The sequence below is a fragment of the Fischerella sp. PCC 9605 genome (assembly GCF_000517105.1).
Taxonomy (GTDB): domain Bacteria; phylum Cyanobacteriota; class Cyanobacteriia; order Cyanobacteriales; family Nostocaceae; genus PCC9605.
In genome coordinates this window covers 1,523,996-1,536,495 of sequence record NZ_KI912149.1, presented here as the reverse complement: position 1 = coordinate 1,536,495, position 12,500 = coordinate 1,523,996, and the positions used below count along the sequence as shown (strand labels likewise).

9 protein-coding genes and 1 pseudogene are annotated in these 12,500 nt (G+C 40.7%); 5 read left to right on the top strand and 5 right to left on the bottom strand.

Going from position 1 to position 12,500, the window contains the following annotated elements; genetic code table 11:
• Window positions 1-119 precede the first annotated feature (119 nt).
• The 4 genes from rfbF to FIS9605_RS0121645 all read right to left on the bottom strand — a co-directional run bounded on the left by rfbF (window position 120) and on the right by FIS9605_RS0121645 (window position 4,951).
• Complete coding sequence (gene rfbF, locus FIS9605_RS0121660) at window positions 120-893, bottom strand: glucose-1-phosphate cytidylyltransferase (protein WP_026734464.1); 774 nt, start codon at window positions 891-893, stop codon at window positions 120-122.
• Window positions 894-1,210: 317 nt separating this feature from the next.
• Entirely contained in the window at window positions 1,211-3,394 is a 2,184-nt protein-coding gene (locus FIS9605_RS0121655; protein ID WP_026734463.1) for a tetratricopeptide repeat protein, read from the bottom strand.
• Between the two features lie 54 nt (window positions 3,395-3,448).
• Complete coding sequence (locus FIS9605_RS0121650; RefSeq protein WP_026734462.1) at window positions 3,449-4,228, bottom strand: PP2C family serine/threonine-protein phosphatase; 780 nt, start codon at window positions 4,226-4,228, stop codon at window positions 3,449-3,451.
• A gap of 48 nt (window positions 4,229-4,276) precedes the next feature.
• Window positions 4,277-4,951: a vWA domain-containing protein gene (locus tag FIS9605_RS0121645; RefSeq protein WP_026734461.1), complete on the bottom strand. Its 675-nt coding sequence runs from the start codon at window positions 4,949-4,951 to the stop codon at window positions 4,277-4,279.
• A 593-nt stretch (window positions 4,952-5,544) separates the two neighbouring features.
• On the opposite strand from FIS9605_RS0121645, the gene FIS9605_RS0121640 reads away from it, so the two are divergent.
• Entirely contained in the window at window positions 5,545-6,951 is a 1,407-nt protein-coding gene (locus FIS9605_RS0121640; protein ID WP_026734460.1) for a response regulator, read from the top strand.
• 950 nt (window positions 6,952-7,901) lie between these two features.
• On the opposite strand, the pseudogene FIS9605_RS39920 reads toward FIS9605_RS0121640, so the two are convergent.
• Window positions 7,902-9,230 (bottom strand): annotated as a pseudogene (locus FIS9605_RS39920) (IS1634 family transposase); the annotation flags it as partial.
• On the opposite strand from FIS9605_RS39920, the gene FIS9605_RS0121630 reads away from it, so the two are divergent.
• The 4 genes from FIS9605_RS0121630 to FIS9605_RS0121615 all read left to right on the top strand — a co-directional run bounded on the left by FIS9605_RS0121630 (window position 9,185) and on the right by FIS9605_RS0121615 (window position 12,412).
• Window positions 9,185-9,445, top strand: coding sequence for a hypothetical protein (locus FIS9605_RS0121630; RefSeq protein ID WP_026734459.1), 261 nt, complete (start codon window positions 9,185-9,187; stop codon window positions 9,443-9,445). The pseudogene FIS9605_RS39920 and the gene FIS9605_RS0121630 sit on opposite strands and share 46 nt — an antisense overlap.
• 83 nt (window positions 9,446-9,528) lie before the next feature.
• Entirely contained in the window at window positions 9,529-10,632 is a 1,104-nt protein-coding gene (locus FIS9605_RS0121625; RefSeq protein WP_026734458.1) for a GAF domain-containing protein, read from the top strand.
• 103 nt (window positions 10,633-10,735) lie between these two features.
• Window positions 10,736-11,320, top strand: a complete 585-nt coding sequence (gene hemJ / locus FIS9605_RS0121620) for a protoporphyrinogen oxidase HemJ (protein ID WP_026734457.1) — start codon at window positions 10,736-10,738, stop codon at window positions 11,318-11,320.
• Window positions 11,321-11,548: 228 nt separating this feature from the next.
• Window positions 11,549-12,412, top strand: coding sequence for a DUF6671 family protein (locus tag FIS9605_RS0121615; protein ID WP_026734456.1), 864 nt, complete (start codon window positions 11,549-11,551; stop codon window positions 12,410-12,412).
• The last annotated feature ends 88 nt before the right edge of the window (window positions 12,413-12,500 follow it).

Sequence of the window (12,500 nt, the reverse complement as noted above, 5' to 3'; positions counted from 1 at the left end):
TATTATCGCCCTGTTAGTACAGTAAATACAAGTTCAAGAGTGGAGAGTAAACAGTAAAAAATCAAGAATCATGAATTATAAATAATTTTTTATGATTCATAATTCGCAACTTTTGATGCTTACCATACTTTCCAAGGAGCTTGACCACTCTTCCACAGCTCCTCCAAATAATTTTTATCTCTTAAAGTGTCCATAGGCTGCCAAAAGCCATCATGCTTGAACGCAGATAGCTGCTCCATTTCAGCAATCTTTTCTAGTGGTTCTTTTTCCCAAACAGTGGAATCACCAGCAATAAAATTAATTACCTCTGGTTCTAATACAAAAAAGCCACCATTAATCCAAGCACCATCACCTTCCGGCTTTTCGTGAAAACTACTGATCTTAGTTTGCTCATTGCCTAAAATAATCGCACCAAAGCGTCCTGGTGGTTGAACTGCGGTGAGTGTTCCCAACGTCTTCTGCTCTTGGTGAAATTTAATTAACTCAGTTATATTGACGTTACTGACTCCATCACCGTAGGTGAAGCAAAAAGTTTCATTGCCAATGTGCTCTTTGACTCGCTTTAATCTTCCGCCAGTCATGGTGTTGTCACCTGTATCTACTAGAGTGACGCGCCAAGGCTCAGCATAACCTGAATGCACATTCATTTGGTTAAAGCGCATATCAAAGGTCACGTCTGACATGTATAAGAAGTAATTGGCAAAATACTCTTTAATAACGTACCCTTTGTAACCGCAGCAGATGATAAAGTCATTAATGCCGTGGGCAGAGTAAAGCTTCATGATGTGCCATAAGATTGGCTTGCCACCAATCTCAACCATAGGCTTTGGTCTGACACTAGTTTCTTCACTGAGGCGTGTACCAAGCCCTCCAGCCAAAATCACTGCTTTCATGCAATTGCCTCTGAATCTCTATGAATTTTTTGGTAGATGAATAGATCAATACCTGATTTTTGCTGTACTTAGAGCAAAATTCATTGCCAATTTTCTCAGTATATAATCTAACCGTATTTTCACAATTAAGTATGAAGACAAGGTGAATAAACTTGCTTTATCTGTAAAAAAATGGAAAAGATCCATTCATGGTTAGAAAGCTGAGAAAAACATGGAAAAAACAACCAAATTAGCTAGCTTAAAAGCAATCTTTCATGAGGAAATTTGCTTTCCCCAAGTCAAAATTCAGCTACTAATAGTTATTTTTTTACTTTGGTTTATTGATTCTGTTCTAAGAAAGTTGCGTTGCGGAAGAAAGTATCACATTTGTTTTCAACAGCTACACAAATACTGCTAAGTGCTTGTTGATAACTATCCATATCTTCTTGCTCAAGAAAAAGTCTGGCAGCTGCCTGTAAATCTTCTACAGCTTTCTTTTGATGTAGGCTTGATTTGCTACCACCATATTGAGCAAGTTCATAATGAACTGTTCCTCGTTTGAGATAAACTTTTGCCATTCGTGAATTGAGATTCAAGGCTTGGTTAAAGTCTTTGATTGCTTGGGTATATTCTTGCTCAAAGTTGCTGCTATATTGGGCAATTTGATAGCGGACAAGACCTAGTTGAAAGTGAGCTTCTGCTCGAGATGGATTAATATTTATTGCTTGGTTAAAATCCGCAATTGCTTTTTTGTAATCTAGCTGAGAATCACCACTGTATTTGGCTAATTGAGCGTGGACAATACCTCTTCTAATGTAAGCTTCAACTTCTTTAGGATTGAGGCGTAGGGCGGCATTAAAGTCAGCAATTGCGAGGTCATAGTTCTTGTCATGGTTGCTGCTATATTCAGCTTGGATGTAGTAAACATTACCTCGATTGACAAAAGCTTTTACTTCTTTAGGATTGAGTTTAATTGCTTGGTTGTAGTCTGCAATTGCTGCTTCATAATCTTTGAGGTTGTAATGTGCATTGCCCCGGTTCACATAAGCTTTAGCATGTTGAGGCTCTTTTTGGATTGCTAGGGTAAAGTTTTCAATTGCTTGCTCATAGTCTTTGACTTTGTAGGCTGCATGACCCTGCTTATAGTAATCGGCGAAGGCGAGATTATTCTGCTCAGCATTACGAGGAGAAAGCAAGGTTTGTTGAGCGTAAGAATTTTGGTTGAGATAGTTACGACTGGTAAAGTTATTGATTAAGTCTAAATATCCTAAACTAGCAAGACCAAGTAAACAGAAAATAATCGTGTACAATCCAGTCTTTCTACGAGGCTGGTAAAATGGAATTTTGTGTGGAGTTACTGAACTGTAATAATTCAGTTGCTGGAATGGGATAGCTGGTTGCGGTAGGCGTCGCGTATGAGAAGAACGCCTTCTTGATGGAATGCGAGGTTTGAGATGTTCTCTTGCCGCGATCGCCTGCGATGATGGGAAGGGGTCGCGTCCACCCAATCGCAAGCTACGTTCACACCAAGGACAAGTTTCTAGGTGGTTGCTGTAACGATGTTGGGGGTTGGCGTTGCAAGTGATCGTAGATTCTTCAGCTTCAGCCAAAGCCAAAACCCAAGTTTGAGCGCTAGGACGAAGGAGAGGGTTAGTGTGACCATCCTCAAAACAGCGTACAAATAATTCCTGCAAGCTGGGATGGAGAATTTCCCAAGGAGGTGCGATTGGGGTAGGAGTGTAAGGTACACGTCGGTTTTGACTATAAGTAAAATGACCGACTGCTATGCGTGCTTCGTAGGGTGGTGGCTCACCTGCGCCTTGAAAGATACCAGAAAATGGATGAGTACCTTCCATTAATACTTGGAATATTAATACCGCCAAGCCAAATAAGTCATGGGGAACAGCGCGATCGCAGTGAGCAAAAGTTTTATTCTGTAATTCTGGTGGGGTAAACTCTGGTTTGCCTACTGGACAGCGGTAAACAACATCGTTGTCTGGATCGTGTACTTGGAATGAGTCTGTGTCTACAACTGTTACCAGTGCTGTGTCGCTGACGAGGATGTTTGATTCATTCACATCACCTACACAGTAGCCACTCGCATGCAAAGCAGCAAAAGCCGCAGCTAGGTTGCGAGCAGTGCGAAGCAGGTACTGATAGCTGAATAAAGGACAGTGTTGCCGACGAGTTCTGGGGTTGTAAAAGTCGATAATTGGACGCATTCCCCGAATGCGTGGCATTAAAAAGCCGATTGTGCGATCGCTACCATCTGCTGACCGCAAAAGTTCTACAGGCCAAGCAATAGAAATATGCCCCAAACTAGCCGTTGGGTTTTCCGGCGGGTGATTCAGCATCACCTCAAGTTTGCGAGCTTGTGCTTCAGACGGCTTGTGATAAACCTTTGCTACCAAATTGGCATCGGTTGGCACTGTGTAAATACATGCTTCACCACCACGTCCTAGACTGACTGTGAGGTTCAGAGGAATAACTTTTTGGTTGGGAAGACAACGTAGTACCTGCATGATATATTTATTGTTGGGGGTAGGTATATGTAATTTTAAATAGCAATGCGATCGCTAATCTGTTAACGCTGCGATGACCAGCGTTAAATCATCATCAGTTCTTTGAGAAATTCGCTCTGAGCGTAGAAACTTTACTAGCTGCTCTTTTGCCACTATTTTGTCTTCGGCACTGGCGACGAAGTCAAACAGAGGAACAAAGAAAGGTTTGTGAGGCGCACTCACAGCCATATTCATCGCTAGCAATTGTAGTCCATCGGTAAGAACACCCACGTTTACTATTGGTTGACGCCATAGCCTCACCTGCACTTTCTCCATCGCGCCTGGAGAAACCAAAAAAATGGTTTCGTTCATGTATTCACCATTGTCAGGAGTGGTAAGTGCAATCAAATTGCCGATGCTATCTTTTGCCACCGCCACACCATCTCCGATCTGCGCTACGGCTACGATTTCTGGTGTGGCAATGACAACGATTAAGGTGCTGGCTAAATCCTGCGGTTGTTTGTTGCAGGCAACTGCTTCTTCTTCTACAGCTTGTTTGGCAGTCAGCATGGCTTCGGTTAAGAGCGATCGCACAACAGCGTCATTGGTTAACATGCGTCGGGTAACTTCCTTAGTAGATATAGTTTCTACTGCTGTTTCTGTTGCAACCATCGCCCCAACCTTTCCCAAAATCGCCGAACCAGCGCCATCTGCCGCTGACACCACCAAAATATTGTCTGGCAATATTAAAAAGTGGTGAGCATCTTGACACAGCTGCTTATTTTTTATATGGCTTGTGCCGCATACTGATGCGGCAACTACTCGCCATTGAGGTGTCCTTGTTGAAGTTTTCATAGAGTCATCTGCCAACAGCTGTGTAAGTCTAGAAGACGCTATCTTACCTTAAACAGAACCCCAGCCAATCGGAGGTAGTGCCACCTGTTCGTCTACTTTAGAATGGGAGACAGCTGACATACTGGCAGATAGCCAGACAAACAGCTCCACAAAATTTAATCCTGTTAGCTTCAGGGGAGTACGCACAGCAATTTGACTTAAGCGTGCCATATTAGCATTTTCCACACCTACCGTAAAAAAAGCAACACGTTTGTTCACTTCATCCGCTTGTAACCGCTGAGCGGCTTGCTCCACAAGATTTTCTGCCTCTCCTTGAGGTTCTCCATCAGTAATCATGAACACCCAGGGACGATAGTAAGCAATACCGTTGGCTCGATACTGAGCTTTACGTTCTTGAATCATGTCCAAGGCCTTATGGATGCCAGAACCCATATTAGTCAGTCCCTGTGCTGTTAGTATTGGCGGGTTAAATTGATCGGCAGTCACGAAGTCTTGTACTACATTGACATGGCTATCAAACGTGATAATTGCGACTTCTACTCTTCTGGCAGCTAGGGAATTTTTAATTAATTCATCCCTAAAACTCAACAAGCCCTCATTCAAAGCATTGATTGCTAAACCTTGCATTGAGCCGGATGTATCCAGTAGTAACACGCAAGGACAACGCGGTTCGGGGTTCTCAGCAAATTCAACTACTTCATCAAGTCTTAATGTATCAGTCATAACTTTCGTGTTATGTTAAACCTCTTATGTACTATTTTCCTTTTTTCCAAAGTATATAGTTTACACCGCTGGTAAGACTACTTAGAGAATGTGGAGTCTCAGATAGTTTACTCACTATTAAACAATTAGCTGCTGCCAATTTACGCAAAAATTCTAAAAAATCTTTCCTTGGATTTAGTAGCGAAAAAGGGAGATTACTAGGAATTGACATTACTTGTAGAAATACATTTAACAAATTTTATACATAATAGATATAGAATACAATAACTGCGTGTGTTCGCTAACGTAGCATTTTAAAGATTTCATGTAGGAAATTCATATTTTAGATAAAAGTAATTCAGCATAATTAGCATACTCAGCGTTTTTATGAAACCTGTATAAAAATACAGAATCAAAAACAAAAAATATATAAACCTGTCTCAATTTCTATACAAAATTTAACATAACTACTTAAGTGTAATATTTATAGCTTGTCACTCATAGACGTTAAATAAAAACATTTTTGAAAAAAAATTAGAATTTGTAGAATATCATCTCTGCCACTATTGCATGTTGACAAAATTCCTCTGCTCCTCCGTAAATTCTCCAAGGCAATGAATAATTACGGCACATTTACAAAACTACGCCCCTCCAGTTTGTTAAGGCAATTATCTAATAGTTCCGAGAGTACTTGTTTACAAGCATTGAGCAACTCAGTTTCTTGGTTAATTTTTCTCGATCAAGGCAAAATTACCTATGCCACTCATGCAATTGAACCCTTTGATAGACTAGAATGTCACTTACGTCGCCTCAGCCATCGAATTCCTACCTTAACTAGCGAAATTCGTGTTCAATTACGTCTAATATTTGAACCTGATTCATCTAGCCAGTCAAACAGTCTCCTATCAGAAAATTACGGCTCTTTATCACAAAAATCTATTATTTCTCAGCTACCTCCTGAATATCAAGCGATTTGCTGGTTAGTAAGTCAAAAATATCTAAACCCTACACAAGCAGTTGTACTACTACAAGAATTAGTCAAAGAAGTAATTGAATCATTTTTGCTCATCAAACAAGGCACTTATGAATTAAAGTCTCTTCCAGAGCGAAACCCGATTATATGCAGGCTTGACGTAGGAAAAATGATAGAACGCTGTCAAGAGCATTTGCAGGATTGGCAGTCTTTAGCTCCACACATTTCTTCTCCGTATCAACGTCCGTACCTACGGGTTAAAACCATAAGTGAGCAAAAAAGCTTACCAGCAATACAGCACAATTTAGCTGAATGGATGAAGGGCTTTAGCTTGCGTCATCTGGCAGTGATTATGAATCAAGATGAAATACAGATGGCGAAAAGTTTATACCCTTACATTATAAATGGTTCGATTGTATTGCACGAGCCAGATCCACCCTTTGATAAATTACCTAAAACATTCGAGCAAGTCTCAGAACCTGTTGATTATATAGATGAACCAGCTAATAAAGAATTAGCAGACACACAATCTACAGCCATTGGTAATACAGAGACTAAAGCTACTCATCAGCAATTACCGCAGAGTATTTATCTCAGAAGGAAAAAGCTACAAGAATTAACAAAACCAATTAACACAAATCCTATTCTGCAAAAAGCTAGCCCTGCTCAAGCAGTTGCTCGAAAAAAATACAAAATCGTTTCTGTAGATGATAGCCCGACATTTCTCAAAGAAATTAGCCGTTTTTTAGAAGAAGAAAACTTTTCTGTAGTAACAGTTAGCGATCCAGTGAAAGCAGTAATGGCGATAATTCGGCATAGACCAGACTTGATTTTACTGGATTTAAACATGGAAGGGATTGATGGGTATGAGTTATGTCGCATTATCCGCAATAACTCCATGTTTAAACAAACGCCCATTGTGATGGTGACAGGCAATAAAGGTTTGGTGGATAAAGTAAGAGCTAGATTTGTCGGAGCATCGGGGTATTTAACTAAACCTTTTACTCGCGCAGATTTACTTAAAATGGTGTTTATGCATTTGGCTTAGTATAACATTGCATAAATTTATAACAAAATTTTTGCACCATATTTTAGCCTATATCTATTTATATCCCACCCGATGCGATCGCCAAAAAGCTCATGAATTGAAGCTGTGACTACCCCTGCAAGGGCGTGATTATACAAACAAAGGCTATCTTTGCAGGAAATATTCAGTTATTGCTGTGCTTGAGAGTGAAAACCAGCCTATTTTGCCTGCTAATTACTCTTGTAGTCTGAGTGGAAGCAGACCATCTTAGTTCGGCAAATAAGCTAAGAGTAAATGTGAGTATAATTGCTAGCAAAAGTTTTTCCACCATAGTAATCCCCCCAACCACAAAAGTAATTAAATCGCCCCTACTTTTAGTTTTAACGAGAATATCTATTTTTCTCAAGCTAGGCGAAAATCATATATGAGACAAGTGATTTATCACCGCTGCGCCAGTGATGTCTATCACAAATCCTCTTTGTGACACCTGTACCCAATTTTAAGGACTTCCAAATCAAAAAATATTTAATCGTTCGCAAGACTTGGAGGACAAGGAAGACAAGGAAAGGAGGAAGAAATCGTGGGGGATGCAGGAGGAGTAAGATAATTTAAGTACAAGCTGGGCTACTACCGTGCGGTGTCAGGAATCTTGAAAGGGAACTTCCCCATCTAGTATCCGATTTTTGCTAGACTATTCCCTGCCAGCATGAAGTTCGTGAAATTGCCCAGGACTTCAAGAGGCGATCGCACTTTATCTTCAGCTTCGAGATGCATTAAAAATGCCAGAGTTAATTCTGCACTCCCAAGCAGAAGCTGCCTCTACTCGATATTTACAAGCAGTAATAGATAGCTTCAAATAGTGGCGGTAAGACTTTGGCTTATTCAAGCTAACTTTTGTAAAACTTGGTGAGCCAATATCAGTTAGCCTAAAACATAGTTGCTTGATCTAGAACCCACATTCCGCATGTCTGTCAGGTAAGTAGATAATATTTTCGGGTAGAGGCACCGAGAAACTGAAGAATCCAATGTCGTTCGTCCGTGAGATTGGCAATCTGTTTAACGGGGCGCGATGTTACCAGATGAATAGACATAAAACATTGAAACACAAGGGCGCATTGTGGGGGTGGCAGTCGGCTTGCCCAACTGATTGCTGATGGTCTGTTTAGCTCGTTCAAGGGCTTGACGTAGCGCCCTTTGACCCAAGCTGTAAACTAACAAGCACAGACCCATGACCATTGCTAAGGCCGCGACGCGCCCTGTAGAGTTGAGGAAAACACTGCTGGTAAAAAATAAAGGGTCTTTGAGAAAGCGGAAACCACGCTCAGTAGACTGCTGCGCCTTATATTCACGTAGTACATCATCGTCACTTAACTCCTGTTGTTCGAGAACGTTGGTAGCCAAGATAAATCTTCCACTTCTTTGGAGTTCAACGTCTATGCTATGGCAATCTGCTTGGGCAATAGTGTTGCACAAAGTTGATCGTAATATGTCACAACAGCATCTTTTCGAGGTCTACCACGACCTTTGTGTTGCTTGTTTTCAAGTACTTTGAGATCGCAAAGCTGGTGTAAAACTAACTTACGTTCAAAGCGTTCAGCAGCTAGTAGAGCATCTTTCTCACATGCAAATTGTTGTTGACATAACAGCTTAAGTTCCGATTGGGCTTTAGTCAATTGTTTGTCTAAACGCTTTTCTAACTGTTTGAGGTCAGCTTCTTTACGTGCTTGGCTTTCAACTACTATCCAACGTTGCTGTATGCCACCATAATTGCTACAACATAAGGCGATACGGTATCCTGACAACGAACTAGCGATAAATGCATCCTCATGAATGTTGTCTAGTAGTTGTTTAGAAGCACTCAGGGTTGCGGGTACTCTTGATACCCAACGTAGTTGTTGCATTTGTTGTAGGTTATCTTCTGTGTAGAGCGCGGCATCGCCTACAAACAAAGCATCAATTTGCCACTGCTGTTTAAAGTTTGCAAGCAGCGTTGCGAACATGGTTGAGTCTGCCTCGTTTCCATCTCCTACCCTCAAGTACAGTAGAATATCCCCATCCCCACTGCACATCAGGTCTAAAATAAATTGCTTCAGGTCAGGTCGATGATCTCTTGAATAGCCGTATGTTATCTCTATTGCTCCAGGTTCTTCTTTTTCATCTTTGCTGTTACTTATATACTTACCATCAACATGAAACGAACTTGAATCTAGATGTAGACTGTCCATTTTGACACCAAATTTCCGAGCCGCAGATAGTGCCACCGTTACAAATACTTCTGTTAGCCCTTTATCGCTACACTTTAGAAAAAGTCAATCGCCAATCAAATGCGATGGGTGCTTATCGTAACGCCTGTCAACTTTATCAAGTAATGAGACTTGATGCAAAGGTTCAAGATTGTAACAATGCAATTGAGCGTCTTTCACAACCGCCAGCACTTATTGTTACATCCCGTCGCGGGTTTTGGGGATGGCTAAGTCGGCTGTGGCGTTGGGTTCGTTCTTGGTTTGGGCGTTAGAAAACTACATCTGTGCGAGTACCTAAAAAGATAGTTACTATTTAAAGTAATCAGCTAAGCCACAGAACATCCGAGCAGCAAAAGTGCCGTATTTAATCTACGCTCCTGAAACGCCGAATGAGAGAGTTTATGAATTGAAACTAGGAGTTAACACCCTTGGTCGTCAAATCGATAATACCATTGTCTTGCTGGAAGAAACCGTATCTCGTTACCACGCGCAGATTCATGTCAGCCCCAATGGAGTGACGATTAAAGATTGTCGCAGTCGCAACCATATTTATGTCAATCAAGTCAAAGTTGATTCCTGTCAACTCCGTGACGGCGATGCGATCGCTTGCGGTCAACTCCAGTTAAAATTCGTTCATTCCCTGGCAAAATCCAAGTCGAAACCTGTCGGAGATAATCAAGAATTATTAAGCGAGAATTTAAAACAAATTCCTCTGCCCCAAAGCGAAGCTAAACTTGAGAATTTGGTGGCCCAGAAGCCTAGCGACGACTCAATTCTCAAATTTAAGTCTCGCAATAGCGAACAACAAACAGTCAACAAACTCAAAATTCTCTTAGAAGTCAGCAAACAACTCTGTTCGCCTGACGAACCCGACCAACTTCTCCACAAGATCCTCGATCTACTCTTTCAAATTATGAGAATCGATCACGCGGTGATTCTCTTGGTCGATGAAGAGTCTCAACAACTCGAACCAAAAGCCACCAAGTTACGAGAGAATCTTACTGGCGATCGACAGCTTTACAGTCGCAAAATCGTCAATCTCGCTTATCAAAGCGGGGATGCAATTATCACTGAGGATGCCAAGCGCGATCAGCGATTTAATGATTCTTTCTCGATTGTCCGAGAAGCAATTCAGAATTGCATGTGCGTACCTCTTAAAAACTATACGGAAGTTATCGGAGTGTTATACGTCGATAATTTATCACCTTCTGTCAGCTATACCGACGAAGATTTAGAGTTTTTGAGCGCTTTGGCTAATCAAGCCGCAGCAGCTATTCATATGTATCGCAAGTTTCACAAACGAGAACAGAAGCTCAAACAACAAGTATTAGAATTGAAAATTCAAATTGACCAAGTGAAAAAAGAAAATGAGGTTGCCGAGATTATGAACCTCGATTATTTTCAAAGGTTACAGGAATATGCTGAGCAGATTAGAAACAAAAATAATCCTCCTACTTGAAAAACTTCACACTTCTTTATCACTCAACGCCATTCCCAGCAATTGCCATACAAGATTTTGCCGTAACCTGGATATTTGAGAGTAGAAACGCAGGTTACAATTCATGGCTTATTCCTGGTTTAAAGCATTTCATATCATCGGTGTTGTCGTTTGGTTTGCTGGGTTGTTTTACCTGGTACGTCTTTTCATCTATCACATCGAAGCTGAACAAGAACCAGAACCAGCGAAGACAATCTTAAAAAATCAATATCAAATCATGGAAAAGCGCCTCTATAACATCATCACCACTCCCGGGATGCTAGTGACGGTGGGGTGTGCGATTGGGTTGCTGGTAACGCAACCAGAATTTTTAAAACAAACTTGGTTGCACTTCAAACTCGGATTTGTGGCGCTTTTACTTGTATATCATCATTATTGCGCTCGTTTAATGAAGCAGCTAGAAAAAGGCACGTGCAAATGGAGTAGCAAACAGATGCGTGCTATGAATGAAGCACCCACCGTTTTGCTAGTGGTAATTGTCATGCTGGCAGTGTTTAAGAATAGCCTACCTACAGACCTGACCGTTTGGGTAATTTTTGGCTTAGTTATTTTGATGGCGGTGACTATTCAGCTTTACGCCAGAAAGCGCAGACTGGATAAAGAGAAGCAACTTGCAGAAATAACACAGGTTCCCCAACAGCAAGCTTAAGTAATTATGCCTGAGATGACATAAATTAAGAAATGTAAACAAAATATCTTTGACATCTCAGGCATAAGTATGAACGATAAATCTTTGGGTACACCCCGTCTCTTATGGCGAGTAATTATGTTGTCCGTTGTCTGTAGTTACAGGGATGCTGTACTACGGGTGATATAAATTGGTCATACAAGAAGAATTGCGCCGTTGATTTAGCAGCAATATCAAAAGAGGTAAAGAATGCAACAAAATTCGTTATTTACCAATCGAGTTGCAGTGCTAGCAACAATGCATCAAAAAGAGAGGGTAATTGCCCCAATTTTGGAAGAAAACTTAGGAATTAAAGTTATAGTACCAGAAAATTTTAATACTGATGCTTTTGGTACATTTACCAGAGAAATTAAACGTCCTGGCAATCAAATTGAAGCCGCAAGATTGAAAGCAGAAAAAGCATTAGAACTAACAGGTGAAACTTTAGCGATCGCCAGTGAAGGAAGTTTTGGACTGCACCCCAGTCTACCTTTAATTTCTAGTAATCGAGAAATTGTCATTTTATTAGATCAAACACATAATTTAGAAATTATTGGAGAAGAGTTGTCTTGTGACACGAATCATAATCATTTGGTTGTAGAGAGCGTTGAACAAGCATTTCAATTTGCTAAAAAAGCTGGCTTTCCTGAACACGGTTTAGTCGTCATGTTTGGCAACTCAGCCAAAGATAGCAGCGAGATAATTAAAGGAATTACTACAGAAGAAAAACTTGCTGAAGCAGTAGAATTTGTGCTGATAAATTCACCAACAGGAACAGCCCATCTAGAAACAGATATGCGGGCGATGTATAACCCCACACGCATGAAAAATATTGAAAAAGCCACCCATGACTTATTAAGAAAAATAAACAGCCTCTGCCCAAGTTGTTCTATGCCTGGTTTTGAAATCACCAGGAGAATTAAAGGATTGCCCTGTGCAATCTGCTATATGCCAACTCCCTTAACTCGTGCTGTAGTTTATCAATGTCAAAAATGTGATTTTAGTCAAGAAAAATTATTGTCAGATGGCAATAATTATGCCGATCCAGCACAATGTATATACTGCAATCCATAATTGTGCTGGATAAATGCTTGTTGTTAAGAAAAACAAACTCTGTCTTGAAAATAGGGATTGGGGATTGGGGAATAGGGAACTCTTAACA